This window comes from Streptomyces cyslabdanicus, assembly GCF_052663305.1.
In genome coordinates this window covers 191468-217031 of record NZ_JBQRUW010000012.1, presented here as the reverse complement: position 1 = coordinate 217031, position 25564 = coordinate 191468, and the positions used below count along the sequence as shown (strand labels likewise).

The following is a 25564-nucleotide window of genomic DNA, read 5'->3' as shown; positions in this document are numbered from 1 at the left end:
ATGACACGGCGTCAACCGAGCCCCGGCCGCCGGAGAGGACGGTCCGGGTCAGCGGTTCACCACTTGCCCGGCGCGTAGTCCTTGAGGAAGACCCCGTACAGGTCCTCGCCCGCCTCGCCGCGGACGATCGGGTCGTAGACGCGGGCGGCGCCGTCCACCAGATCGAGCGGGGCATGGAAGCCGGCCTCGGCGAGACGGACCTTGTCGGGGTGCGGACGCTCGTCGGTGATCCACCCGGTGTCGACGGCCGTCATCAGGATGCGGTCCTTCTCGAACATCTCCTCGGCGCTGGTGCGCGTGAGCATGTTCAGGGCGGCCTTGGCCATGTTGGTGTGCGGGTGGCCCGCGCCCTTGTAGCCGCGGTTGAACACGCCCTCCATGGCGGAGACGTTGACGATGTAGGTGCGGCGGGCCGCGGCGGCCGCCATCGCCGGACGCAGCCGACTGATCAGGATGAAGGGCGCCGTCGAGTTGCAGAGCTGGACCTCGAGCAGCTCCACCGGCGTGACGTCCTCCACCGCCTGGACCCAGCTGTTGGTGTCGTGCAGGTCGGGCACCAGACCGCCGGCGTCGATGGCCGTGCCGGCCGCGATCCGCTCCAGGGACGCCGAGCCGGAGACCAGGGCCAGGTCGGTGACGTCCTGGGCGGTGAGCGCGCCGCCGCCCGCCACCGGCAGCTCCGCGACCGCTCCCGAGCCGAACGTGCCGATCACCTCGGCCGCGGGCAGCTCACCGGCCGGCAGCGGCCCCGACTCGGCGGCGACCAGCTCGCTGTAGGCCTGCGGGGAGCGCCGTACGGTCTGGGCGGCGTTGTTGATCAGGATGTCCAGCGGTCCCTCGGCCGCGACCGAGTCGGCCAGGGCCACCACCTGGGCCGGGTCACGCAGGTCGATACCGACGATCTTCAGCCGGTGGATCCAGTCGGCGCTGTCGGGCTGGGCCTTGAAGCGGCGGATGGCGTCGCTGGGGAAACGGGTCGTGATCGTCGTGTGCGCGCCGTCGCGCAGCAGCCTCAGCGCGATGTACATGCCGATCTTGGCGCGGCCTCCGGTGAGCAGGGCGCGCTTGCCCGTGAGGTCGGCGCGGGCGTTCCTGCGGGCGCGGTTCTCGTCGGCGCACCGCGGGCAGAGCTGGTGGTAGAAGTAGTCGACCTCGACGTAGCGGGTCTTGCAGACGTAGCAGGAGCGCGGGCGCTGGAGTATGCCCGCGATCTGCCCCGCCCCGGTCGCGGAGGAGGGCAGGATGCCCTCGGTCTCGTCGTCGATGCGCTGCGCGGAGCCGGTGGCCGTGGCCTCCGTGACCGCCTTGTCGTTCGCGGTCTTGGCGGCCCGGCGCTCCTGGCGGCGGCGCTGCTTGACCGTGCGGTAGATGTGCGAGGTGGCCCGGCGCACGGCGACGGCGTCCGGGTGGTCCACCTCGATCTCGTCGAGCTCCCTGAGCACATCGAGGCACACGGCGAGGCGTTCGGGGTCGATACCGGGCCCGTACACCACTTCGTCCGTGGCCGTCGAGCCGTCGTCTGTCACCGTCATCGCGCTGCCGTTCCCTGATCACCCGTGCGGCGCTCCGACTCGCGCCTGCTTTCGAACCGGGGATTTTACGGCAGCGCCGGGTCCGTAGGCCAAACGGCGGTGATCAGGGGCCGCAGACCGTGATCAGGGTCTCCACCTCCTCGGTCACGGCGCGGGCGAGCCGGCTCAGGTCGGGCACGGCCTTCGCGTCGGCGACGAGCCCGTAGTGGACCTGGCCGCGGTAGGTGGAGATGGCGACGGCCAGGGACTGGCCGCGGGCCAGCGGCGCGAAGGGGTAGACCTCGGTGAGCGGGTGGCCGCCGAGTTTCAGGCCGATGCCGGGCAGCGGCACGCTGGTGACCAGGATGTCGAACCACAGCCGGGCGGCCTGGGCGACCAGCGGTCCGCCGAGCCGGTGGCCGAGGGCGGGCACGTGGTCGGCGAGCAGCGCGACGGCGCCCGCGCCCCGGTTGGGGCCGGCGTCCTTGTTGCGGTCCATGGCCGTGCGGACGGCGCCGAGCCGGCGCAGCGGGTCCGGGTCGCCGACGGGGAGTTCCATCAGGTAGCCGGAGAGCCGGTTGCCCTGCGGGTGGGCGCTGCGCGGGCGGCGCCTGGAGACCGGGATCAGGGCGCGGGGCGCGATCCCCTCGGTGCCCTCGCCCCGCTCGTCGAGCCAGCGCCGCAGCGCGCCGGCGACGACCGCGATCAGTACGTCGTTGACGGTGCCGCCGACGGCCTTGCGGACCAGGTGCACGTCGTCGATGTCGACGACCGCCCCGGCCGTGCGCCGGGTCCCGGTGGGCTCGGCGGTGAGCGCCGGGGTGGAACGCGTGGCGAGGGACGTGCGGGCGACCGAGGCGCCGATGTCCAGGGCGCGGCCCACGTTGGACAGCGCGCCGCGCAGCGCCTCGGGCAGCTTGCGGACGTCGGGCAGCGGACCGCGTGCGGGCGTGGCCGGACGGGGCCGCACGGTGGGCAGGTCCATGGGGTCCAGGACGGCCGCGGCGAGGGTCAGGGCGCGCAGGCCGTCGGCGAGGGCGTGGTGGAACTTGAACAGCACGGCGAAGGACACGCCGTCCTCGCCCGGCAGCACGTGCGCCTCCCACGGCGGGCGGTTGCGTTGCAGCGGGCGCTGCATGAGCCGGCCCGCGGCCGCGTGGAAGTCCCTGGCCGGGGCGTGCAGCCGGACGTGGTGGAGCGGGTCGAAGCCGGGATCGGGTTCGCGGGCCGCGCCGCCGAAGCCGAGCGGCGGGCGCAGCCCCTGGGCGAGGGGCCGGCGCAGGTCGAGCGGCCGCCACACGTCCCGGATGCGCATGCGCAGGCCGGGCACGGCGGCCGCGCGGGCGGCGAGCAGGTCGGCCGCGTGCGCTCCGGCGGTCGGCGAGTGCGCGGAGAAGACCCCGAGGGCGCCGAGGTGCATGGGGTGGTCGGCGGACTCGATGTTCCAGAACGCCAGGTCGAGGGGAGCGAGCAGGTCGGGAGTCAATGGCTTGCCTCGCATCGGCGGTGGGTGTGTGCGCAGTCAACCGCCCTCGACTGATTACAGTCAAGTACGATCAAGCTACTCTCAGTTAACAACAGATTAAGTCCGACCCCGGGAGAAAGGGGTGGGACACTTGGGCCCTTTGGGGTCACTTCGCCCCCGAGCCGGTTGTCGCGTGGCTCGGCGGCCGGTGCGGCGGCGGGTCCATCTCATGCGGGAAGACCTCCGGGTAAGACGTCACTGCCTGCATGATCCGGTCTGGAGGCCGGTCAGCCCGGCAACCCGCGGGTGTCGCGCGCGACGCGTCGCGGCTCGGCGCCTCGCGCACGCCCCCCGACGCACCGGCCGGACGCACCGGCCCGAGCGTTCGGGTCGGTCCCATCGGCGCCCGGCGGGCTACGGGACGACGCGGTGTCGAGGGTTGCGGAACGCGTTGCCGGGGGCTACGGGACGTGCTGTCCCTTCCCGAGGGCGATCACTCCGCCCGGGGAGACGGTGTACAGCTCGGCGTCCCGTTCGGGATTGACGCCGATCGTCGCGCCGGGGGGCACCTCGACGTTCTTGTCCAGGACCGCGCCGCGCACGATGGCGCCCCGGCCCACCCGGACGTTGTCGTGCAGCACCGAGCCCTGGACGACCGCGCCCGGGTCGACCCGGACACCCGGCGACAGCACGGAGCGGGTGACCTGCCCGCGGATCAGGCAGCCGGCGCTGATGATCGACTCGCCCGCGATCCCTCCCGCGTTGAACCGGGCCGGCGAGAGCTGGCCCGAATGGGTGTAGATCGGCCAGTCGCGGTTGTAGAGGTTGAACGCGGGGCGCTCGGCGATCAGGTCCATGTGGGCGTCGTAGTACGCGTCGAGCGTGCCCACGTCCCGCCAGTAGCCCTGGTCGCGGCTGGTCTCGCCGGGCACGTGGTGGGCGCCGAAGTCGTACAGCCGCGCCTCGCCGCGGTCGGTGAGCCGAGGCAGGATCGAGCCGCCCATGTCGTGCACCGACCGGTCGTCCTCCGCGTCCCGCTGGAGCGCCTCGACCAGCACCTTGGTGGTGAAGACGTAGTTGCCCATGGAGGCGAAGACGTGCTCCGGGTCGTCGGGCAGCCCCGGAGGCTCGGCGGGCTTCTCCAGGAAGCGCTGCACGGCCTGCCCGTCCGAACCGGGCGTGACCACACCGAACGACGACGACTCGGAGCGCGGCACCCGGATGCTCGCGACCGTCACGCCCGCGCCGCCCTCGATGTGCTCCTTGAGCATCTGCCGCGGGTCCATGCGGTAGACGTGGTCGGCGCCGAACACCGCGACGTAGTCGGGCTGTTCGTCGTGGATCAGGTTGAGCGACTGAAGGATCGCGTCGGCACTGCCCAGGTACCAGCGGGGTCCGAGCCGCTGCTGCGCGGGCACCGGGGTGATGTAGTTGCCGAGCAGGCTGGACATCCGCCAGGTGGTGGTGATGTGCCGGTCGAGGGAGTGCGACTTGTACTGGGTCAGCACGCAGATGCGCAGGATGTCGCCGTTGACGAGGTTGGACAGGACGAAGTCGACGAGCCGGTAGGTGCCGCCGAAGGTGACCGCGGGTTTGGCGCGGTCCGCGGTCAGGGGCATCAGCCGTTTGCCCTCCCCGCCCGCGAGGACGATCCCGAGGACCGAAGGTCCACCACGACGCATGGCCGCTCCCCTCACCCGGTTGCCTGCCTCCTGCCCCTGGGCAGGAGGAACTGAGCCCTAACCCTGTCCGAGGATCTCCTCGTAGAGCCGCACGGTGCGCCGGGCGACCGCGTCCCAGCCGAACTCCTCCACCGCGCGCCGTCGTCCGGCCTCACCCATGCGGCGGGCGCCGCCGCGGTCCGCGAGCACCGAGTCGAGGGCGCGGGCGAGCCCGGCCTCGAAATCGTCGTCCACGCGCACGAGTACCCCCGTCCGGCCGTCCTCGACCACCTCGGGGATCCCGCCGACCCGGGAGGCCACGACGGGGGTGCCGCACGCCATCGCCTCCAGGTTGACGATGCCCAGCGGCTCGTAGACCGAGGGGCAGACGAAGACGGCGGCATGGGTGAGCAGCTGGATCACGTCCGGGCGCGGCAGCATCCGCGCAATCCAGTGCACGCCGTCGCGGGTCCGGCTCAGCTCCTGGTACAGGTCCCGGAACTCCCGGTCGATCTCCGGTGTGTCCGGCGCCCCCGCGCACAGCACCACCTGCGCGGCCGGGTCGATGCCCCGGACCGCCCGCAGCAGCTGGGGCACGCCCTTCTGCCGGGTGATGCGGCCGACGAACAGCACGTACGGGCGGTCCGGGTCGAGCCCGACCCGGTCGAGGGCGTCCGTGCCGGGGTCCGGACGGTACAGACCGGTGTCGATGCCGTTGTGGATGACGTGCACCCTGGCCGGGTCGAGCGTCGGGTAGCAGCCGAGGATGTCCTCGCGCATCGCGCCGGAGACCGCGACGACCGCGTCGGCGGACTCGATCGCGGTGCGCTCGGCCCAGCCCGACAGGGCGTAGCCGCCGCCGAGCTGTTCGGCCTTCCAGGGGCGCAGGGGCTCCAGGGAGTGCGCCGTCATCACATGCGGCACGCCGTACAGCAGTTTGCCGAGGTGCCCGGCGAGGTTGGCGTACCAGGTGTGGGAGTGGACGAGTTCGCGGCCCCGCAGCGCGGCGGCCATGGCGAGGTCCACGGAGAAGGTGCGCAGCGCGTCGTTGGCGCCGTCCAGCGCGGGCCAGGGGCGGTGGCGTACGACACCGTCGGCGCGGCCCTCGCCCCAGCAGTGCACCTCCAGGTCCACCAGCGGCCCGAGCTCCCGCGCGAGGAACTCGACGTGGACGCCCGCACCGCCGTACACGTCCGGCGGGTACTCCCGGGTCAGCAGTCCCACGCGCACCCGCAACCCCCTGGTCCGAAGCGGCCGGTTGCCTTCATGGTGACTCGGATGCGGCCCGCGGGGAAGAGCCCGGCACCCGGGTGAGGCAGCAGTCCCCGCAGAGTCCGCCGCCGGGGACGCGGTAGTACAGGCAGCAGCTGCGCCGCCGGAAGCCGGTGCCTGCGCCGGTTCCGGTGAGCGTGCCCGCTCCGTCGAGGAGGGGATGGGCGAGGAGTCGCGCGGTCAGCTCCCGGACGCGGTCGCCGGTCGCGGTACGGCCGCTGTCGCGCGCCCGGTTCTCCAGCAGGCGTGCCGCGGCCGCCAGCGCGGAGGCCGCGTTGCCCCGCAGCAGCCCCGGCGCGAGCCGGTAGCGGGCGATCAGGGCGGCCGCCAGAGGTTCGAGGTGCCCGTTCAGGACGATGTCCGCGACCGTCCCCGGGTCCGCCGGGCGGGCACGCACCTCGGTGAGCCAGAGGTCGTCCGGGGCGCTGCCGGCGGGGTCCCAGCGGATCAGGCGGGCGTCCAGGTCGGGGAGCCGCCCGTAGAGCACGGCGCAGCCGAGCGCGGCCGACCACAGCCGGGCGGCGAGCCCCTGGTGCGCGACCGACGCGGCGACCCTCGCCTCGGGGGCGCCGATGCCGTCGGCGACCCGGCGGACCCTGGCCATCAGGGGATGCGTCACGGCATCCGCGGCGGGGTCCGCGTAGGCCTGGGCGAGGGTGGGCAGCGGCCGGCGCGGCGGGGTGCCCGTGCGCAGGACGAAGAAGCCGCCGAGGTCGTTCAGTGCGGCGAGGTCGGGGGCGAGGTTCACGGGAAGCAGTACTACCAAGGCCCTCGAAGGGATGCGCAAGAGGCTCCCGCGGGGGCTCCCCCGTCCCGTGTCGCCCACCCGGGGGAGGACGGCGGGCGGGGCGTACTCCATCGGCAGTAGGACCTATTGACTGCTCAGGGACGACGACGGGAGCCGATCGGCACGGCAGGCTGGTCAACCATGGAAGCCGACCGTTCGTCGCGCCGGGGCCGCCGCCCCGGCCCCACGCGGAGGAGCAGCTCATGAGCGCCCTCGCGCTGTCCGTGCTGCTGTCCTTCGTGTCCGCCGTGGCCTACGCCGGCGGTGCGATAGTCCAGGAGCGGGTCGCGGTGTCCTCCCCCGGCGAGCAGTACGCGCCGCTGCGCCGGCCCGCCTGGTGGGCGGCGCTGGCGCTGAACGGTCTCGGCGGGCTGCTGCACGTGGTGGCCCTGGCCTACGGCCCGCTCAGCCTGGTTCAGCCGCTGGGCGCCCTGACCATCGTGTTCGCGCTGCCGATGGCGGCGCTGTTCGTCGGCCGGCGGGCCGGCGCCGCCGCCTGGCGCGGCGCGATCATGGCGACGGTGGGGCTCGCGGGTCTGCTGTCCCTGGTGGGCGAATCCCAGGCGCAGTCACTGAGCAGCGCGCAGCGCGCGGGCCTGGCCGTGGTGACCGCCGGTGTGCTCGCGGCCCTGACGGTCGCGGGCCGGGCGGCCCACCGGCATCCGGCGGTGCGCAGCGTGCTGCTCGCCACCGGCTCCGGCGCGGCCTTCGGCATGTCGTCGGTGTTCACCAAGACCGTCGCGGTCGACTTCACCGACGGGATCGAGGCGGCGGAACTGCCGTCCCTGGCCGTGATAGGCGTCCTGGCCACGGCCGGGATCCTGCTGTCGCAGGCGTCGTACCGGGGCGGCGGTCTGGCGGCGCCGCTGGCGACGCTGACGGTGGTGAACCCGGTGCTGGCGGCCGCGGTCGGGATCACGCTGTTCGGCGAGACCTTCCGCTACGGCACGGCGGGCACCGTGCTCGCCCTCGGCTGCGGTGTGGTGGCCTCGGGCGGGCTGATCCTGCTGATGACCGAGCGCATCGACCGTACGGCTCCGGTCGTGGTGGCGGGGCCGGTGCCCGCCGAAGAGGGGCCGCGGGCCGAAGAGGGGCTGCGGACCGAAGTTGCGCCGTCCGCCGAAGAAGGGGGGCCGCGGGCCGAAGTGGCGGCGTCCGCCGAGGAGACGCCGTCCACTGGGGCTGGCGGGGCCGCCGGGCGGGCCATGCCGGCGGACGCCGTCGTCGTGCCGGCCGACGCGCCCCTCGTGCCGGTCCCGGCGGCGGCGTGGGAGCGGCACCCCGTGCCGGGCGAACCGCTGCTGGTGCTCGGTCCGTTCCACGGTGCCTCGTGCCAGGGCCGGCAGATCTACCCGAACGCCTGCGTCCCGCTGCCCGCGCCCGACCGGCAGGGGTCCCGCGTCGCCTCCTGACACCGCCGGCTCCGCGCCGTCAGATCCTGACGCCGCCGGCTCTCAGATAGGCGAGCGGGTCGACGTCGGTGCCGAAGCCGGGTCCCGTACGGACCTCGAAGTGCAGATGCGGTCCGGTGACGTTGCCCGTGGCCCCGGAGCGGCCGATGCCGCGCCCGGCGGAGACCGTCTGCCCGACCCGCACGGATATCGCCGACAGATGGCCGTACTGCGTGTAGTGGCCGTCCGCGTGCCGGATCACGACCTGGTAGCCGTAGGCGCCGCCCCAGCCCGCGCTGACCACCTGGCCGGCCGCGGCCGCCTTCACGGAGGTCCCGGTGGGGACCTCGAAGTCGACGCCGGTGTGGTAGCCCTTCGACCAGAGGGCACCGTTCGCGTGGTAGGGGGTCCCGATGCCGCCGCTGACGGGGGCGACGAGGGTGTGCTGGGCGGAGCGGGACGGGGACTTGGCCGTGCCGGAGGCGGGCTTGTCCTCGCGGGCCGGGCGCGAGGCGGTCGATGTCTTGCGGTGCGGCTCGGCGACCGTGCGCGACCTGGGCACCGCGAGCCGCTGGCCCGGCAGGATCAGGTTCGGGTCGGCGCCCACGGTCGTGCGGTTGGCGGCGTACAACTGCCGCCAGCCACCTGAGACATGACGCTCCTCGGCGATGCCGGAGAGGGAGTCGCCGCGGACCACCGTGTACATCTCGGCGCTGCCGGCCCGGGCCTGCGGCGCGGTCTGCGGCCGTACGTCGACCTCGCGGGCGGCGCCCTTGGCACCGCGCGCGGTGCGCTGTGCGGCGGTGTCCGGGTGGACGTCGGGGGTGCCGCCGCCCCGGGTGAGACCGGCCCGTGTCGAGCACACCGGCCAGGCGCCGGGGCCCTGCCCGTCGAGCACCTTCTCCGCGACGGCGATCTGCTGGTCCCGGCTGGCCAGGTCGGCGCGGGGCGCGTACCGCGTCCCGCCGTACGCCGCCCAGGTCGACCGGGTGAACTGGAGCCCACCGTAGTAGCCGTTGCCGGTGTTGATCTGCCAGTTGCCGCTCGACTCGCAGGCGGCCACCTTGTTCCAGGTGGAGGCGTCTGCGGCGTGCGCGGCTCCGGCGCCGACGAGCGGAATGGCCATCCCTGCGCCGCCCGCCGTGACGGTGAGCGAGGCGCGGTTGATCCTGTTCGGCTGGTACCGGCGGTGCCGGCCGCGTACGGCCATCTCAAGCCTCCTCGACATGCGTCAGGAGGGGCGAAAGTAACCGCCGCGAACAGGCCGTGACAAGACGGCTATCGGCCGGTTCGTCACCCCAAGTGGCGGGTTACGGCCGCTGGTTGGCTGGATCGGCGGGCCAAGCGCTGAGCCGTCGGGCACCCGGCGCACGTATGGAGGGGTGCCGGATTCCGGATGTGCGCGCGCCGTACCGGCACGTCAGGATGGTCGAAAGGGCATGAGCGGCGATACTGGCGGGCACGGCGGCGCGACGGACGGCGGGCCGGCGACGGGACCAGCCGACGGAGGGCCCTTCGGCGGACCGGCCGACGGCGGCGGGGCCCCAGCGTTCCACCTGACGATTCACCTGGCGATTCACCGGAATTTCGAGGAGCAGGCGGTATGAGCACTACAGCCCAGATCGGCGTCACGGGACTCGCGGTCATGGGCCGCAACCTCGCCCGCAATTTCGCGCGCAACGGCTACGCGGTCGCACTGCACAACCGGACGGTGGCCCGGACGCACGACCTGGTCGAGGAGTTCGGGAACGAGGGGGACTTCGTCCCGGCCGAGACCGCGAAGGAGTTCGTGGCGGCCCTGGAGCGGCCGCGCCGCCTGATGATCATGGTGAAGGCCGGCGAGCCGACCGACGCGGTGATCAAGGAGTTCGCCCCGCTGCTCGAGCCCGGCGACATGATCATCGACGGCGGCAACGCGCACTTCGCGGACACCCGGCGCCGGGAGCGGGAACTGCGCGAGCAGGGCATCCACTTCGTCGGCGCCGGGATCTCCGGCGGCGAGGAGGGCGCGCTGCACGGGCCGAGCATCATGCCGGGCGGGTCAAAGGAGTCGTACGCCTCGCTGGGCCCGATGCTGGAGAAGATCTCCGCGAAGGCGAAGGACGGCGCGCCGTGCGTCACGCACGTCGGACCCGACGGCGCCGGGCACTTCGTGAAGATGGTGCACAACGGCATCGAGTACGCCGACATGCAGCTGATCGGCGAGGCGTACCAGTTGCTGCGGGACGTGGCCGGGTACTCCCCCGCGCAGATCGCGGAGATCTTCCGCACCTGGAACACGGGCCGGCTCGACTCGTACCTGATCGAGATCACGGCGGAGGTCCTGTCCCACGTGGACGCGGCGACCGGCAAGCCGTTCGTGGACGTGGTGGTGGACCAGGCCGAGCAGAAGGGCACCGGCCGCTGGACGGTCCAGATCGCCCTCGACCTGGGCGTGCCGGTCTCGGGCATCGCGGAGGCGGTCTTCGCCCGGTCCCTGTCGGGCCACGCGGACCTGCGGAAGGCCTCGCGCGGACTGGCGGGCCCGAAGGCGTCCCCGCTGAGCGAGTCGGAGGCGGCCGCCTTCGCCGACCGGGTGGAGCAGGCGCTGTACGCCTCGAAGATCGTGTCCTACACCCAGGGCTTCCACGAGATCGCCGCGGGCAGCGCGGAGTACGGCTGGGACATCGACCTCGGCGCCGTCTCCGCCATCTGGCGCGGGGGCTGCATCATCCGCGCGGCCTTCCTGGACCGGATCCGCGCCGCGTACGACGCCCGCCCGGACCTGCCGAGCCTGCTGTCCGACGACACCTTCGCCCAGGAGATCGCGGCGGCCCAGGACGACTGGCGCGAGGTCCTGGTCGCCGCGACCCGGCAGGGCGTGCCCGCCCCCGGCTTCTCCGCCGCCCTCGCGTACTACGACGCCCTGCGCGCCGAGCGGCTGCCCGCCGCGCTCACCCAGGCGCAGCGGGACTTCTTCGGGGCGCACACGTACCGGCGGGTGGACCGGGACGGTTCCTTCCACACGCTGTGGGGCGGCGACCGCTCGGAGGTGACGGCATAGGGGTACGGCTCCGCCGGCCGCCTCGACCGGGGGTGGCCGCGTAGCGGGCAGAAGACGGTGGGCGGCCAGTCGGCCGCCCACCGTCTTCCTTCGTTCGCGGGCGAGCCAAGGGGTGCGGACGCCTGCGCGCTGGAGGCATACGAACAGCGAACTCGTCACGAACGCCCTGCGCTGCGGCTCGCCGCCCATGAGCCTGCGACTCATCCGTGACCGCACGCTGATCTGCGAGGTCTCCGACAACAGCAACACCGCGCCGCACTTGCGTCGGTCACGGGTCTTCGACGAAGGCGGCCGCGGTCTGCTCCTGGTCGCCCGGCTCACCCGCAACTGGGGCAGCAGGCAATCGCGCATCGGCAAGACCATCTGGGCCGAACAAGCCTTCCCACCGCCCGCGTGACCAAGCAAGACAGCAAGATCTCAGCCAACGAGATCCTCTCCCGCCACGAACCCGAGGTCGCACGGAAGATCCTGCTTGACCACTGCGGCCGCAGCACCGTCTGGTGGGCGGCGCTCGCTGCCGCCACGACCTTCGAGTACGACGGCGAGAAGACCACCTCCAAAGAGCTCCTCGACTCCCTGGCCGGCGCACTCGCAGAGGCGCAGACCTCCCGACCTGGCCTTCGGAGCAGGCCCCGGCAGCGGACCGAGCGTCAAGTCAGGGCTCGGCGGCGGGTCAGGCGTCAAGTCAGGGGTGGTCCCGGCTCCGGGTTCGGTACCGGCTCCGGGCCCGGCGGGATCGGGGACGGTGAAGGTTCCGGGGGCGGAGGACCCGGCGGAGGGCCGGGGATCGGGCCCGGAGGCGCGGGCGGGATCGGGCCGGGACCTGGCGGCGGGCCGGGCGGCGGGCCCGGCGGTGGTGGCGGGGTCGGACCGGGGCCCGGCGGCGGGCCGGGCGGCGGACCCGGCACCGGAGGGGGCTCCGGGGCCGGAGGCGGCTCCGGTGGGGGCACGGGGTGCGGTCGCGGCTGCGGATGCTGAGGGTCCGGACCCGGCATGGGCGAGGGCGAGGTGGGGTCCGGGTACGGCTCGGTCATGGCGTCCTCCGGCCAGTCGGTCGACATCGGCTCTGGACTACTCCCCCACCTACCCGACCCCCGCGCCACCAGTCACCCGACGGAGGCACGGCGAGCAGCCGGGCGGACTCACGGGACACGCGGCGTGTCCCGCTGGAGGCCGGCCGCCCCGTCGCCCCCTCGTCCGGGGCCGTCCCCCTCGCCTGCGGGGCGACCCGCCGGTCAGGACCTTGGGCAGGGCGTGCCGTTCGCCGGGCCTGTCGGCCGCGTGCGGCTCCCTCGGCGACGCCCGCGGGTCGCGGCACGTGCCGGGAGCGGCCAGCAGCCGGGTGGGGCGGTCAGGCGGGGCGGTGCAGGGCCGCGCGTGCCGCTGCCTCGAAGCCCGGTCGTGGGCTGGAGAGGACGGGGACCGGCGTCGTCGTGAGGCGCTGGGCGGGGGCCATGGAGGCCTGGGCGAGGACGATCGCGTCGGCGTGGGTGACCCGGTCGGCCGCGGCGGCCACCTCGCGCGCGTATCCCCCGGTGTCACCAGCCTCGAAGCGGGACCATGCGGAGTCGACGAGCACGGGCCGGACGGTGACGGCACGCCCGGCACGCCGGGCCTCCTCCTCGATGAGCGCGGTGGTCGGCGCGAGGGTGCTCGCCACCGCCGCGAGGAGGACCACCCGCGGCCCGGCGGCGACCGCGGCGACCGCCATGGGCCGGTCCACCCGCAGCACCGGCACGGCGATCCCCGCCGCCCCGGCCTCCGCGACGCCCCCGAGGGTCGAGCAGGTGCACAGGACCGCCCGGGCACCCTCGGCGACCGCCCGGCCCAGCACCGCCCCCACCGCGTCCGCCACCGCCGCCGGACCCTCCCGGCGGGCCCGGCCCAACAACTCCTCGTCGACGAAGTGCCGTAGCCGGAGGCCGGGGTGGGTCTCGTCGCGCAACGCGTCGAAGACGGGGACGTGCACCGGCGAGGTGTGCAGCAGGGCGAGCATCGCCGCTCAGATCCGTTCCGGACGCGCCGCGAGCGATCGCCCGGGGCGTTCGAGGACGAAGTATCGAACGTCGCTCACGGTCACGCTCCTGGTCGATCAGCTCGATACGGCCTGCGGGCTGCGCTCCTGGTCGGAACCCGGCACCGGCTCGGAGGCGTCGGCGCCGAGCGCCACCATACGGTTGTCCGCGTCGACATGGACGACCCGCGGCCGCAAGGCCCGCGCCTCGGCGTCGGTGACCTGGGCATAGCTGATGATGATCACCAGGTCTCCGGGGTGCACGAGATGCGCGGCGGCCCCGTTGATCCCGACGACCCCGGACCCGCGCTCCCCCTCGATGACGTACGTCTCCAGGCGGGCGCCATTGGTGACGTCGACGATGTGGACGAGCTCACCGGGCAGCAGGTCGGCGGCGTCGAGCAGGTCCGCGTCGATGGTCACCGATCCCACGTAGTGCAGGTCGGCCTGGGTGACGGTGGCGCGGTGGATCTTGGACTTGAACACAGTACGCAACATCGGTGCACTCCTGCAAGTAGGCTCCCTGCCTGCGTTTTTGCAGGTCAAGGGCTGTTTCGACACCTTACAGCCAGTCGCATGTTCGGGCATCTTTCCCCAGGTTTTTCAGGACTCATGCTGACCCAATGCTGATTTTGCTGACGGTGCATCAGGCGCCGGGAAGGGTGCTCGGGGCCAGCCTCGCTCCCCGGGCTACCTCTCACCAACGGCAGAGATCAGCCACCAACGGCAGAGATCAGCGTATGCAGCGGCCCTTCGAAGACCTTCGCGATGATCGCCACAGCGGGGCTCGGCTACCCGACTGTCACATCGAACAAGATCTCTCGTCGGGTCCGGCGGCGCGCAACATAGCCGCTAAACGCCGGTTGGCCAAACCGGCGATTCTTCTGATCTTTAGTGGTCAGACGGCTCTCCAAGGGTCGGTAATCGATGCATGAACAGGCCATGGTGGAACCTCAGCCCGATCTGGTAATTACTCCGCAACGTTGATGTTGTTCGGGGGGTTGAATACGCAGAACTCGTTGCCTTCCGGGTCGGCAACGACGATCCAGCGAAAGCCGTGTTCGCTGAGTTCTTCAGAGAGCTTCGCAGCGCCGAGCCGTTCGAGGCGATTGACCTCGGATACCAGGTCTGCGGTGCCAAAGTCGAGGTCAAGGTGCATGCGGTTCTTGCCCTGCTTGGGTTCTGGGACGTGCTGCAGGAGAAGGGTTGGTGCAGGAGCGGGCCCGACCAGGCTCAGGTAGGGGGGTCCGTGGAAGCCGCGCCGGTAGTCCAGCGGGGCGAGCGCGGCGAGCCAGAAGTTCGCTTGCGCTTCGGTGTCGACACAGTCCAGCGTCACAACGATCTGCATGGCGGAACGGTAGGAGGCTTGGTACGTCCTGACGATCCATTTTTCGGCAGCACCCGAGGTGGTGCTGCCTCTCTTCAGGCCCAAGCATCCTCTGCGAGCTCTTATGCCGGCGAGTCCTTCTTCGACCAGTCCTTGCGAGGACCGCCGCGGGTGATCCTCCGGGTCATCAAGGTGATGAGTGCCCAGGTCAGGTGAGCTTCGGAATGTTGTGGAAGACGTTCGTAGTCGCGGACGTTGCGCCGGGCCTTCATGATCCAGCCGAAGGTTCGTTCGACTTTCCAGCGGCGGGGCAGGACGACGAAGCCTTTCGCGCCGCGGGGTCGGGAGACCGTTTTGAGGGTCCTGTTGAGGAAGTCTTCGGACCAGTTGACGAGCTGGCCGGCGTAGGCAGAGTCGGCCCAGACCTTTCCACCAGCCGCTTGGTCTGCAGTCCTGCGGGTCTGGCTTCCATGAGCGCGACGCGGACCAGGTCGCCGTAGTGCTCGGAAAGGGGCCGGGCCTGACCTGCGCCGCGGCTGCGGCGGGCCATGGGTCAGTCGCCTTTGAGGAGCTGGGCGAGCTGCTCGTCCAGGGTGAACGTGCCGGTCTCGAGCGCGGCCTCGAGCCAGTCGGCGGCCCCGCGGACCTTCGCGATCGAGCGGCGGATCGTCTCGCGTTCGTCGTCGCTGAAATCCTGGTCACGCAGGCGGGGAACAAGCCTGCCCAGGGTGGCGACGTATTGGTGCGCGGAGCCGACCAGGTCGAGGTACTCCATCGTGTGCTCGATCTTGCGGACCGCGGGGACATGCTCACGGATCCGTTCACGGACCTGTTCGGAGTTGTCGAACTGGGCCCCGTTGACGGTAAAGCGGGTGTCGTCGTTGCGCATCGCCTGCCGGGCGACGCGAGGACGTTGCAGCAGCTCGGAGGTGACCGAGGTGGCCACCTCGTCATCGCGGGTGAGCTCCTTGACGACCTTGACCCGCTCCGCGGCCGGCATGCTCGTGGCCGTCTCCGGGCGGCTGAGCAGAGACGCCGTCCCGTCGAAGATGTTCGGGCCCGCCAGATGTCGCCCACTCTGCTGTTCATCCCGGTGCCCGAGGGCAAGAACGTGAAGAACCGGCTTCACCTCGACGTCAGCCCGATCGACGGCAGTACCAAGGACGAGGTGACCAGATTGCTCGGCCTCGGCGCCACCAGGACAGATCTGGGCCAGGGCTCAGACCGAAACTGGTTGGTCATGGCAGACCCCGAGGGCAACGAGTTCTGCGTCCTGCGCACCCTGGCACCGCAGAACTAGGCCGCGAGCGGGCACCCCCACCCCGTCACACACTGCAACCATCACGTTGCCGAGAAGACCTCACTGCGCACACCGCCGCCGTTGACAGCGGCTGAGAGCGGTGCGCGCCGCCCTCAGCGTCGGTCATGTCACGGGGCATGGCGAAGGGTATCGAGCCTTGAGGTGCGATCTCGGCTGAACCTCTGAACTCCCGCAGATCCGCTCAGGTCGCGGCAGAAGCGGACGCTATGCCGCCCGAGCACATCGCGGCAGACATCCGGTTACTTCGCAACGGTCAGCGGGCGGGATTGAGGAGCGCGTTCTTCCACCACTCAGGCGGCTCGCCATGCCACCAGACAATGCCCCTGCTGTCTGGCTCTGCGCCTTCGATCATGCCGCCAGGAGGCTCGCCCAACTCGGCGTCGAGGATCTGGCCGACGACCCAGCTCACTGGCAAGTCGTCATCGATCCGGGGGCGCAGACCGATCGTGCCGTCTTCCCACCAGCCTTGATAGGCCACGCAGATCGTGTCTTCGCCCACAGTCCATGAGTCCAGGATCCGTAGATCGCCGTTCTCTTCGCTCGGGCGTGGAACGCCGGCCAGCACGGCCGCAAGGGCTTCCTCGGCTCGGGTCGGCGTAGGCATGGCGAGACCGTACCGCCGTGAAGGCTGCGGACGCTCCGGTCGCGGCACTAGCGACGACCCTTCGCATAGCGGCTCGGACTTCGTCGGCCTTCGGAGTGCGCGCCCCGCGCAGGTGCGTAGGGCGCGGGCAACCTCGACCAGGTCATCGGATCGCGCGTCGCCGAGGTAGTCGTCGACCCCGAGGTGTTCTGGCGTCCCCTGGTGAAGTGGGCCGACGGGCCGCATCCGGCACGTTCCCGACCGGCATCGCGGTCGCACCTCAGCAGACAGCCCCGGCGCGTGCCTGGGTGGCACGGGCCGGGGCTGGTTGGCCGAGGGTCAGCGGAGGGTTAGTTCGTGCGGCCGACCGTTACGTTCTGCTTGTTGTAGTTCTTGCCGTTGCCGTCGGGCTTGTAGTTCCGCTCGTAGTTGCCCGCGAGGTCCATGGAGAACCACTGGACGACGGTGTTCTTGTGGACCGTGATCTTCTCGGCGCCCTCGCGCATGCCCGCGGCGGCGAGCTTCGGCGAGTTCATCGTCGGGCGGCTGCCGTCGAGCGTGTAGTAGATGTTCGCCGGCTCGTCCACGGTGAAGGTGAACGTCGTCGAGGTGGCGGACGCGTCGGTCACCGCGAGCTTCGACGTGGGCTGCTGGTGGTCCTTGTCGTAGGCGCGGGCGACATCGAGGATGCCGATCTGGCCGTTGGAGAACTCCATGGCCTCCTCGTGGCCCTCGCTGAACGGGGGCTGGAAGCCGACCGCGTTGTACTTCTTGGTGGCCGGGTCGTAGAGGTCCGTGCCGACTTCGAAGTCCCAGCCGATGATGCCGTTGTTGTACCAGAACTCGTCGGCGCTGTTGCCGGCCGCCGAGTACAGCACGTCGACCACGGGGCCGGTGCGTCCCGGCTGGATGCCGGTGCCGCGCCAGTCCTGGACGGCGGACAGGATGTGGGTGGAGGCGTTCCAGAAGTAGTTCTCCGTGCCCATGTCCGTCCGCGGCAGCACCTCACGGCCGGCGGACTTGTACGCTCCCGGGGGCCACATGAAGTAGCCGCCGTAGGAGTGGGTGTTCATCGCGAACTTGATGTTCTTGAAGTTGTTCGCGAGCCACACCTCGTTGCGCGCTTCCGGCTCCGACAGCTCCGACGGACCTGAGTAGGTCTCGCCGGTGCAGCTGGTGCTGCCGCCGGTGTAGCCGTCGAAGCCACTGCCGACGGAGAAGTTGCGGTTGAGGTCGACGCCCCAGGAGTTGCGGCTTGCCGGGTCCGCGTTGTTCGCAGCGCAGTAGTTGACCATGTTCTTGCGCTGCATGTTGTAGTCGTACATTGAGTAGTGGGCGCCGTCGGGGTTCATCGTCGGGATGATGAAGATGTCGAGGTCGTCCACCAACTTCTTGGTGTTCGCATCCTGCGCGTAGTTGCGCAGCAACCGCTCGGCGGTCTCGACGCAGGTGATCGGGGTCACCCATTCGCGTGCGTGCTCCTGGCAGTAGAGGAACACGCCGGTCTTCGAGCCGTCCCGGTGCTTGCCGATCCGGATCGCCTTCATCTGGAACGGCTCACGCGAGACGCTCGCCGGCGCCTTGAGGCCGTCGGTCAGCGGGGTCGCCGGGGCTGCGACCACCACACCGGTGCCATTGCTGGTCCGGTAGAGGCTGGCGGTCACCAGCGTCGACACCGCCGCGTTGGCGTTGATGGCGTTCACGACCTGGCCCGCGGTGCTGGTGATCGCGCCGGAGGAGTCCGTGGCCAGGTTGACCACGAATTCCTTGCCGTTGACCGCGACCGACAGCGGAGCGTTGTTCGCTCGCGGGTCCTTCAGCGTGATGCTGAGGTCGTTGCCGCCCTCACTGCCGTACGCCTTGGAGGTCACGTAGAACGTGCTCGCCAGCGCGGTCCCCGAACCCGTGCCGAACTGCGCCTGCGCCTGGCGGCGGTAGCCGTTCGTCTTGTACGGGAGATTGATGATCTCCGAGATGTTCGGGAACTCCTTGGCTAGACCGACGACCCGGTCGGTGACCTCGGTCGGGTCCATGTAGTGGTCGACGAAGTCCGACACGTAGTTCGGGCTCGGCGCCTTGACCGGGTCACCCAGCCACTTGGTCACCGGCACGGTGATCGTGCCGCCGCGGCTGCTGGTGACGGTGACCGTGGCAGGGGCCTCGGTGATCGCCAGCGGCGCGCTGAACCGGTGGTACATGTACTCGCCGGCGTCGGTGAAGCGGGACATCGTCGCCGTCCCGCCGGAGCCGGGCTCGGTGCCCTTGCCACTGTCCCAAGAGGCGGTGAGGACGGTCTGGGCGTCCGTCGCGCTGGACTTCACCTCGACCGACAGGAACCGCTGGTCGTTGAGGCTGGTGAACCACTCGGCGCGCAGGGGCGTGAGCGTGTCGGCCTCGGCCGCGTCGGCGGCCTCGATCGCGACCGCCTGCGAACGGGCGCGCATGTTCGCGTTGTAATCGCCCTGGTCCGAAATGGGGTTCTGGACGTCGAAGCCCTGGTCACGCAGGTTCTCGGTCTCATCAGGGCTGAGGACGGCGTGCACTTCGATGCCGTTGTCGACCGGCTTACTGTATTCGGCCAAATCGACACCCATGGCGTCAAGCTTGTCCACACCCGACTTATCGGGGACGACGATGCGCATCAGTGCGACACCGTTCTGGGCGGTGCTGGAATCGCGGTCGGGTGTGACCGGTTGGCTCGTGGGGTCGCCGAGCGCCGGAAGGGCACTCATGATGACCACCAAGGGAATTGCGAGCAAGAGCGCGTAATGCCGCGCTCTGTGGGGACTCCTCAACGAGTTTCCTCCATCTGGCGCACCCTCCCGAGACGGGGGTGTCAGTCGGGCGAGGCACCCAAGTTGTGGGAAGTCTGTTGGGAAAGGTAAAGCGCCGTCAAGATCTCCGCGACCCCAAATTGGACACTTCGCAACGGGGCTATTCAGGCCGCCTCGCCGTCCGACGCATGATCACGCACCGCAACGGTCGCGTTGCCGAGGAGATCTCGATACCAGGGCTTCTCGCGAATCTGATGCTGCGTCAAGTCGTGGTCCTGGTCGGGAAGATCTCGGATCTGTCGGGCGGGCGGCATACTCTGAGCCCCGTCCGCACTATCTGGGGGAGTCATGACAAGCAGGTTCACCGAGTTGGCCGTTGACTGCCACGATCCGGAGAGGCTCGCGGCCTTTTGGTGCGAGGTCCTGGACTTCGAGGTGATCGACCGGAGCAGGGGCAAGGTCGAGATCGGCTCCTGGACGTCATCGACCACGGATACGGGCCGCCCAAGCCCTTCATCGAGGCGGTGCTCGCATTCGATCCGAGCGGTCACATGCCCGCAAGATATCCGTGGGTCTCCTTCCCATGGGTCCCCGAGGACGCGATCCACTACGACGCTTCGGTCGAGTGACCCGTACCTTGTCGCGCCCGGCTCAGACATCGTGCCAGCGGAACTCCATCCCCTTCTCGCCGTAGGGCAGGTCGCGGGGCTGGGTGGTCGTGGAGCCCTTGACTCGGGTGGCGAAGGCCCCGCAGGCCGGGCAGGCCCGGGCGGTCTCGTCGGACGTGATCAGGTGGACCCGGGCGTCTGCCGTCGGCCAGTCACTCGACCCGAACGACGGACACCCCGTCGAGGTCGAGGAGCAACGTCGTATCGTTGAGCAAGCCCGTGGCTCCTGCTTGATCGTTCTGCGTAGAGAACAGAAATGATCACTCAGGACCGCAGGCATCTTTGTACCTGGGTCACCGGCTCCATCGCCGCCCGTGACTGTCTCGTCGGCGTAGCGGGCCTGGGACGGTGCGCGTCAAGGGGTCAGAACAACCTTGCCGCTGACGGTGCCCGACTCCGCCAGGCGCAGGGCCTCGGCGGCCTTGGCGAGCGGGAGCTGGGCGGCGATGCGGGCGGTGACGTCGCCGCGGCGGACGGCGGCGAAAACCTCGGCGAGGTCGGCGCGCAGGCAGGCGCGGAAGCGATTCTTGTTCAGTGCCCGGCCCGCCCAGATGTTGTAGAAGTGGGCGTGGCGCCCGTTGGGCAGGGTGTTCCAGAGCCAGGTGCGGGCGAGGATCTTCATGACCGGCCACTGCTTGGAGCCGGTGTCGTCGCGGGTAGAGGCGCTGCCGTAGGCGACCAGGGTGCCGCCGGGGGCAAGCAGGTGCCAGGAGTCGATGACGCTCCGTCCGCCGACGTGGTCGAAGACCGCGTCCACCCCGGCGGGCGCCAACTCGCGGACCCGGGAGGGCACATCGCCGTCACGGTAGTCGACCGGGATGACGTCCAGCTCCCGCAGGGCCTCATGGTGCCGGGGCGACGCCGTGCCGATCACCTTGACGCCTGCCGCGCGGGCGAGTTGGACCAGGACGGAGCCGACGCCGCCGCCGGCGCCGTGCACCAGGACGGTCTGCCCCGCGCGCACCCTGGCCCTGCGGTGCAGCATCTGCCAGGCCGTGATGCCGTTGACCACGACGGTCTCGGCCTCAGTGGCCGAGACGCCGTCGGGGACCAGGACCGCGTCCTCGGCGTCGACCACCACATGGCTGGCCCACGCGCCGACCTTGACCAGCGCGGCCACCCGTCGGCCGGCCAGGTTCGGGTCGACGCCCGGACCGGTCGCCAGCACCCGGCCCACCAGGTCGTAGCCCGGCACGAACGGGAACGGCGGCTGGTCGTAGTACCGCCCGCGGCGCATCTGCTGCTCGGCGAACGAAACCCCGGTCGCCTCCATGGCGATCACGATCTGTCCCGGGCCGGCGTCCGGTACGGCTGCCTGGCGGATCTGCAGGCCCTCCGGTTCCACGATGCCCGGCAGAACGACCTGAACGAGGTGGGCGCTATCCATGATCGACTCCTCTGGCTGGCAGATGTATTTGCGTTCGTTAGAAGTTATAACTCCCATCGAGAGTGAGAGTCAAGAGCGTTGGTGATAGCCTCTAACTGAGCAGGTGATGGTGCGGCTTCGGGAGAGTGGGAGGCGAGTTGTGATCGAGGCGGATGCGAGGACTCCGAGGGAGCGGTACCGCACCCAGGTACGCGAGGAGATCAAGCAGCACGCATGGGCCCAGATCGCCGCCGCCGGGGCATCCGCCCTGTCCCTCAACGCCATCGCCAAGCAGATGGGCATGAGCGGCCCGGCCCTCTACCGGTACTTCGCCAATCGCAACGAGCTGATCAGCGAACTCGTCAAGGACGCCTACCGCAGCCTGGCCGACACCTTCCGCGCTCGCGCCGAGACCGGCGCCGGCCTCGGCGACCTTGCGCAGGCTCTACGCCGGTGGGCTCTGGACGACCCCCAGCGGTACTTGCTGATCTACGGCACCCCCGTGCCCGGGTACCAGGCGCCTGACGACACCACGCGCATCGCCTCCGAGATCATGGCCCGCCTCCTCGACGCCTGCGCCGCCGAGCAACCGCCAGCCACCCCGCCGTCCGCGCTCGAGGCGCACCTCGCCGAGCACCGGTCCTGGGCCGGAGAGCACCCGGCCTCGCCGTCGGCGCTTTGCCGGGCCCTCGCCTTCTGGACCCGTCTCCACGGCGTGCTCTCGCTCGAACTCGCGGGCCACTTCACCGGCATGGGATTCGACCCCGCCCAGCTCTACGCCTCCGAAACGGAAGCCATCGGGGGTTGTTGACGTGGGTTGATGGAGGACGGGATGTCGTGGACATGACCGAGAACGCCGCCACGGCTCCCCGCCAGCTTTCTGCAGGTCAGGGGCGTTGTTCACTGCACATCGGCGTGCCTTCGACTCGACAGTCACCTGCTGCTGCGGCGTCGGCGGCGGTTGCGGCGCGGGCCGAAGGACCGAGCTGGGCGATGAGGTCCGCCAGCGTCTTGGGTCCCCGCGGGTTGGCGATGACGACGTCGCAGCCGCTTCCGATCGCGGCGCGTGCGATCTGGCTGCCGACCTCTCCGGCTCCGAGGATGCCCACGGTCGTCATGCGTGTGTCTCCTTTGCCGCACCCGAGCCGGTCGCGCGGGTCACGGATCGCTCGATCATCTGCACCACGGCGTTCTTCGCGCGGCTGAGTTCCTCCTCACCGATTCCCGCCTTGTGGAGGAACTCGACGCCCTGCATGACGGCGATCAAGGCTCGGGCCGTCTCCTCGGGGTCGGCGTCGGTGTCGATCTCGCCGCTTTCCTGCGCCTTTCTGATCTGTCGCGCGAACAGGGCCAGGGTCTCGGAGTGCAGTCGGCGGGCACGGGTGCGGACCTCGTCGTCCTGACTGCTCAGGGCGGCGGTGCTGTTCGCCATCAGGCAGCCTTGCGGCGGCAGGTCGAGGCGGCCGCCGTCTTCGAAGGTGACGGCCGCCATCACTCCCTGCCAGGGGCTGGGATCGGCGGTCACCGCGGCTTCGAGGCCGGCGGACTGACAGGCGCAGTAGTCGTCGAGGATGCGCAGGAACAGATCGTGCTTGCTGCCGAACGCCCCGTAGAGGCTCTGCGGGCCGAGCCCGGTCGCCTCTGACAGGGCCTGCACCGATGTCGCCGCGTATCCGTCGCGCCAGAAGGCGTCTCGGACGGAGGCGAGCACGATTTCCTCGTCGAACTTCCTGGGCCTGGCCATGCGGGCCACGGTACCGGTTATTGATTGATCGTTCAAAATTTGACCTCGCGCTCGCCGTGGTGTGTATTTGAGTGACCACTCCATAACCGGCAAGGGAGCTCCCCGTGACGTACCGACCGCTCGAAGGCAAGACCGCACTGGTGACCGGAGGGTCCCGAGGCGTCGGGGCGGCCACTGTGCGCAAACTCGCCGCAGACGGCGCGAAGGTGGCGTTCACCTACGTCAACTCCGAGGAACGCGCCCAAGGCGTGGTGGCACACGTCGCCGGGCAGGGCGGCGTCGCGCACGCCATTCGCGCCGACAACATGATCGAGCAGGACGTCGCAGCGGCCGTCGCGCGGACCGTGGACCACTTCGGTGGCCTGGACATCCTGGTCAACAACGCCGCCGTCGCCACTTTCACCACGCTGACCGAGCTGACCATGGACGAGATCGACGCGATGCTCACGGTCAACGTGCGCTCCGCGGTGGTCGCCATCCGGGAGTCGCTGGCACACATGGGAAGCGGCGGGCGCATCATCAACATCGGCAGCATCAACGCCGAGCGCACACCGTTTCCCGGCCAGTCGGTCTACGCACTGACCAAGGGGGCACTGGCGAGCCTCACCCGCGGGCTCGCACACGAGCTGGCCGCGCGCGAGATCACCGTCAACAACATCCAGCCGGGCCCGATCGACACCGACGCCAACCCGGCCGACGGGCCCGCCGCCGCGTCCATGCTCGGCGTCATGGCGACGAAGCGCTTCGGAACCGCCGCCGAAGTCGCCGCCTTCGCCGCCTACCTGGCCGGCCCCGACGGGGCGTACATCACCGGAGCCAGCTTGAACATCGACGGCGGATTCACCGCCTGATCGCCAACCTGGCTCTGTTCATCCCAAGAGACAGCGCTTCTCGACGAGATTCGACGGCAGTTGTTGATCAGCCCTGCTTGAGATGTCGACGAGAAATGACGGCGGTGCGGACCTCGGGCACGGCCCGAGGTCCGTGCTCAGCTGCGGTCGGCGGCTGACTGAGCCTCGCGGGTCATAGGCAGGGTTGGCATTCTTCCTCGCCAGAGGTAACGCTCGCCTGCGATCTCAAAGCCGTGGCGTTGGTAGAACCGGATCGCCCGTTCGTTGTAGTCGGCGACCCCCAGACGGATGCGTGAAGGTCCTGCCCAGGTGAGTGGTGAGGAACTCGGTCATCATTTGACATCCTCGCTGCCCTGAAGGACGGCGATTCCCGCCTACCGCGCCGTTGAAGGCTGCGGTGTCGGGTGGGTTCCTGCTTCGCAGCGCTGTGCCGGGACGAGTCCCGGGCTTACCTGCGCTCCACAGGCTGACACGCCCAGTCCGGCCGCCTTGGCGACGTTGACCGCCGCGTTCACATCCCGGTCCAGGACAGCCCCGCACGCCCCGCATGTCCAGATGCGGACGTGCAGGGGCTTCGGGCCGTCCTTCACACCGCACACCGAACACACCTGAGAGGTGGGCTCGAAGCGGCCGATGCGGAAAAAGGTGCGCCCGTACCGGGCGGCCTTGTACTCCAGCATGCTCACGAACGCCGACCATCCGGCGTCGTGAATCGACTTGGCCAGGCGCGTGCGGGCGAGGCCCTTCACCGACAGGTCCTCCACGGCAACCGCTTGGTTCTCGCGGATCAGCTTCGTGGAGAGCTGGTGGTGGAACTCGCGGCGCGCATCGGCCACCCGCGCATGCGCGCGGGCGACCTTCAGACGGGCCTTGTCCCTGTTCCTGCTGCCCTCCTCCTTGCGGGAGAGAGCCCGCTGTGCCTTCTTCAGTCGCTTCTCGGCCCGGCGCAGGAAGCGCGGACTGTCGACCTTCGTCCCATCCGACAGGACAGCGAAGTGCCCCAGGCCGAGGTCGATACCCAGCTCTGGTGCCGTGGTCGCCAGCACCTCGGACGGGCCCATCTCCACGACCAAGGAGGCGAAGTACCGGCCCGCGCTGTCCTTGACCACCGTCACCGTGGACGGCGTCGAGGGCAGCATCCGGGACCACCTCACCCGCACGTCGCCGATCTTCGGCAGCCGCAGCTTCCGCCCGGCCGTGATGGACCAGCGGGCGTTCGCGGTGAACCGGACGGCCTGCCGGGTGTCCCGCTTGGACTTGTACCGGGGCGCCCCCCGCTCAGCATCGTGAAACATTACATCGAGCAGCAGAACCAGCCTCCCCGAGCGTGCCCGGGCCGAAAACCGACCCGGGCACCGGAGCATCCGGCCGTCGGGGCCGCGGCGGCTTCTTGACCAACTTCAGCCACAGCGCGAAGTCCCGGTCCTCCACCCGGCCCGCCCGATCCCACGGCACGTCGACGGCCCACAGGAACCGGATCCAGGCCAGCAGCTCGTACGCGTACGAGCGGAGCGAGGCCGGGCTGTCGTCGTCGGCAAGCATGTCGAGCAGGAACTCGCCGACTGCCGCCACCTCAATCCCCTCCCCGTCGAGCAGCCGGTACGGCAACGACGGATCGCCGGTCTCCTCGACCCGGCCGACCCTCGGCACCGTGAGCGCCGTGACGTCCCGTAACTGCATGCCCTCTTGCACCTGAGCCTCCACGAGCTGCTGTGGTCTCCAACAGCTCGTGATGACAGCACATCAGGACTGGTGTGGCGCGGCTTCCGAGGCAAGCTGACCGGGC

Annotated in this window: 21 protein-coding genes and 5 pseudogenes; 7 read left to right on the top strand and 19 right to left on the bottom strand. The window is 70.5% G+C overall.

Features of this window, described 5'->3' with window-relative positions; all coding sequences use genetic code 11:
- Positions 1-56: 56 nt before the first annotated feature.
- The 5 genes from ACTYVM_RS09480 to ACTYVM_RS09460 all read right to left on the bottom strand — a co-directional run bounded on the left by ACTYVM_RS09480 (position 57) and on the right by ACTYVM_RS09460 (position 6675).
- On the bottom strand, positions 57-1532 hold the full coding sequence (locus ACTYVM_RS09480; protein WP_445525448.1) for an SDR family NAD(P)-dependent oxidoreductase: 1476 nt from the start codon (positions 1530-1532) through the stop codon (positions 57-59).
- Positions 1533-1635: 103 nt separating this feature from the next.
- Positions 1636-2997: a wax ester/triacylglycerol synthase family O-acyltransferase gene (locus ACTYVM_RS09475; RefSeq protein ID WP_445525491.1), complete on the bottom strand. Its 1362-nt coding sequence runs from the start codon at positions 2995-2997 to the stop codon at positions 1636-1638.
- Between the two features lie 440 nt (positions 2998-3437).
- Positions 3438-4658, bottom strand: a complete 1221-nt coding sequence (gene glgC, locus ACTYVM_RS09470) for a glucose-1-phosphate adenylyltransferase (RefSeq protein ID WP_445525447.1) — start codon at positions 4656-4658, stop codon at positions 3438-3440.
- A gap of 57 nt (positions 4659-4715) precedes the next feature.
- A complete protein-coding gene (glgA, locus tag ACTYVM_RS09465) occupies positions 4716-5867 on the bottom strand; it encodes a glycogen synthase (RefSeq protein WP_445525446.1) in 1152 nt (383 codons plus the stop codon).
- 34 nt (positions 5868-5901) lie between these two features.
- Positions 5902-6675, bottom strand: coding sequence for a (2Fe-2S)-binding protein (locus ACTYVM_RS09460; protein ID WP_445525445.1), 774 nt, complete (start codon positions 6673-6675; stop codon positions 5902-5904).
- Positions 6676-6899: 224 nt separating this feature from the next.
- Here ACTYVM_RS09460 and ACTYVM_RS09455 point away from each other — a divergent pair, with 224 nt between their 5' ends.
- Complete coding sequence (locus tag ACTYVM_RS09455; RefSeq protein WP_445525444.1) at positions 6900-8108, top strand: DMT family transporter; 1209 nt, start codon at positions 6900-6902, stop codon at positions 8106-8108.
- A 19-nt stretch (positions 8109-8127) separates the two neighbouring features.
- Here the strand turns inward: ACTYVM_RS09455 and ACTYVM_RS09450 are convergent, their stop codons facing one another.
- Complete coding sequence (locus ACTYVM_RS09450; protein WP_445525443.1) at positions 8128-9297, bottom strand: transglycosylase family protein; 1170 nt, start codon at positions 9295-9297, stop codon at positions 8128-8130.
- Positions 9298-9690: 393 nt separating this feature from the next.
- Here ACTYVM_RS09450 and gnd point away from each other — a divergent pair, with 393 nt between their 5' ends.
- Both gnd and ACTYVM_RS09440 read left to right on the top strand, forming a co-directional pair.
- The gene (gene gnd / locus ACTYVM_RS09445) at positions 9691-11130 is read left to right on the top strand and encodes an NADP-dependent phosphogluconate dehydrogenase (protein WP_445525442.1); all 1440 of its coding nucleotides are present in this window, start codon (positions 9691-9693) and stop codon (positions 11128-11130) included.
- A gap of 145 nt (positions 11131-11275) precedes the next feature.
- Positions 11276-11527: pseudogene (locus ACTYVM_RS09440) on the top strand (ATP-binding protein); the annotation flags it as partial.
- Positions 11528-12481: 954 nt separating this feature from the next.
- On the opposite strand, the gene ACTYVM_RS09435 reads toward ACTYVM_RS09440, so the two are convergent.
- The 5 genes and pseudogenes from ACTYVM_RS09435 to ACTYVM_RS09415 all read right to left on the bottom strand — a co-directional run bounded on the left by ACTYVM_RS09435 (position 12482) and on the right by ACTYVM_RS09415 (position 15600).
- Complete coding sequence (locus ACTYVM_RS09435; RefSeq protein ID WP_445525441.1) at positions 12482-13126, bottom strand: aspartate/glutamate racemase family protein; 645 nt, start codon at positions 13124-13126, stop codon at positions 12482-12484.
- Positions 13127-13222: 96 nt separating this feature from the next.
- The gene (panD, locus tag ACTYVM_RS09430) at positions 13223-13642 is read right to left on the bottom strand and encodes an aspartate 1-decarboxylase (protein WP_445525440.1); all 420 of its coding nucleotides are present in this window, start codon (positions 13640-13642) and stop codon (positions 13223-13225) included.
- Between the two features lie 472 nt (positions 13643-14114).
- On the bottom strand, positions 14115-14492 hold the full coding sequence (locus ACTYVM_RS09425) for a VOC family protein (RefSeq protein ID WP_392263679.1): 378 nt from the start codon (positions 14490-14492) through the stop codon (positions 14115-14117).
- 101 nt (positions 14493-14593) lie between these two features.
- A pseudogene (locus tag ACTYVM_RS09420) lies at positions 14594-14896 on the bottom strand (transposase); the annotation flags it as partial.
- Positions 14897-15024: 128 nt separating this feature from the next.
- Positions 15025-15600, bottom strand: a complete 576-nt coding sequence (locus ACTYVM_RS09415; RefSeq protein ID WP_445525439.1) for a DUF6192 family protein — start codon at positions 15598-15600, stop codon at positions 15025-15027.
- Here ACTYVM_RS09415 and ACTYVM_RS09410 point away from each other — a divergent pair.
- Positions 15514-15771: pseudogene (locus tag ACTYVM_RS09410) on the top strand (VOC family protein); the annotation flags it as partial. The gene ACTYVM_RS09415 and the pseudogene ACTYVM_RS09410 sit on opposite strands and share 87 nt — an antisense overlap.
- 274 nt (positions 15772-16045) lie before the next feature.
- Here the strand turns inward: ACTYVM_RS09410 and ACTYVM_RS09405 are convergent.
- The gene (locus ACTYVM_RS09405) at positions 16046-16396 is read right to left on the bottom strand and encodes a hypothetical protein (protein WP_445525438.1); all 351 of its coding nucleotides are present in this window, start codon (positions 16394-16396) and stop codon (positions 16046-16048) included.
- A 329-nt stretch (positions 16397-16725) separates the two neighbouring features.
- Positions 16726-19107 carry a M14 family metallopeptidase gene (locus ACTYVM_RS09400; protein ID WP_445525437.1) on the bottom strand — a complete coding sequence of 794 codons (2382 nt, stop codon included), beginning with the start codon at positions 19105-19107 and terminating at the stop codon, positions 16726-16728.
- A gap of 390 nt (positions 19108-19497) precedes the next feature.
- On the opposite strand from ACTYVM_RS09400, the pseudogene ACTYVM_RS09395 reads away from it, so the two are divergent.
- Positions 19498-19626 (top strand): annotated as a pseudogene (locus ACTYVM_RS09395) (VOC family protein); the annotation flags it as partial.
- Positions 19627-19800: 174 nt separating this feature from the next.
- Here the strand turns inward: ACTYVM_RS09395 and ACTYVM_RS09390 are convergent.
- Together ACTYVM_RS09390 and ACTYVM_RS09385 are read right to left on the bottom strand one after the other, a co-directional pair.
- On the bottom strand, positions 19801-20097 hold the full coding sequence (locus ACTYVM_RS09390) for a transposase family protein (RefSeq protein WP_445525436.1): 297 nt from the start codon (positions 20095-20097) through the stop codon (positions 19801-19803).
- A gap of 75 nt (positions 20098-20172) precedes the next feature.
- A complete protein-coding gene (locus ACTYVM_RS09385) occupies positions 20173-21204 on the bottom strand; it encodes a medium chain dehydrogenase/reductase family protein (RefSeq protein WP_445525435.1) in 1032 nt (343 codons plus the stop codon).
- Between the two features lie 139 nt (positions 21205-21343).
- Between ACTYVM_RS09385 and ACTYVM_RS09380 the strand changes: the two genes are divergently transcribed.
- Positions 21344-21994, top strand: a complete 651-nt coding sequence (locus ACTYVM_RS09380; RefSeq protein ID WP_445525434.1) for a TetR-like C-terminal domain-containing protein — start codon at positions 21344-21346, stop codon at positions 21992-21994.
- Positions 21995-22070: 76 nt separating this feature from the next.
- Here the strand turns inward: ACTYVM_RS09380 and ACTYVM_RS09375 are convergent, their stop codons facing one another.
- Complete coding sequence (locus tag ACTYVM_RS09375) at positions 22071-22301, bottom strand: NAD(P)-binding domain-containing protein (RefSeq protein WP_445525433.1); 231 nt, start codon at positions 22299-22301, stop codon at positions 22071-22073.
- On the bottom strand, positions 22298-22927 hold the full coding sequence (locus ACTYVM_RS09370; RefSeq protein ID WP_445525490.1) for a TetR/AcrR family transcriptional regulator: 630 nt from the start codon (positions 22925-22927) through the stop codon (positions 22298-22300). Before ACTYVM_RS09370 ends, ACTYVM_RS09375 begins: the two co-directional genes overlap by 4 nt.
- Positions 22928-23031: 104 nt before the next feature.
- On the opposite strand from ACTYVM_RS09370, the gene ACTYVM_RS09365 reads away from it, so the two are divergent.
- Positions 23032-23778 carry an SDR family oxidoreductase gene (locus ACTYVM_RS09365; protein WP_445525432.1) on the top strand — a complete coding sequence of 249 codons (747 nt, stop codon included), beginning with the start codon at positions 23032-23034 and terminating at the stop codon, positions 23776-23778.
- Between the two features lie 374 nt (positions 23779-24152).
- Here the strand turns inward: ACTYVM_RS09365 and ACTYVM_RS09360 are convergent.
- Together ACTYVM_RS09360 and ACTYVM_RS09355 are read right to left on the bottom strand one after the other, a co-directional pair.
- Positions 24153-25052, bottom strand: a pseudogene (locus ACTYVM_RS09360) (RNA-guided endonuclease InsQ/TnpB family protein); the annotation flags it as partial.
- A gap of 4 nt (positions 25053-25056) precedes the next feature.
- Complete coding sequence (locus ACTYVM_RS09355) at positions 25057-25458, bottom strand: site-specific integrase (RefSeq protein ID WP_445525492.1); 402 nt, start codon at positions 25456-25458, stop codon at positions 25057-25059.
- Between the last annotated feature and the right edge of the window lie 106 nt (positions 25459-25564).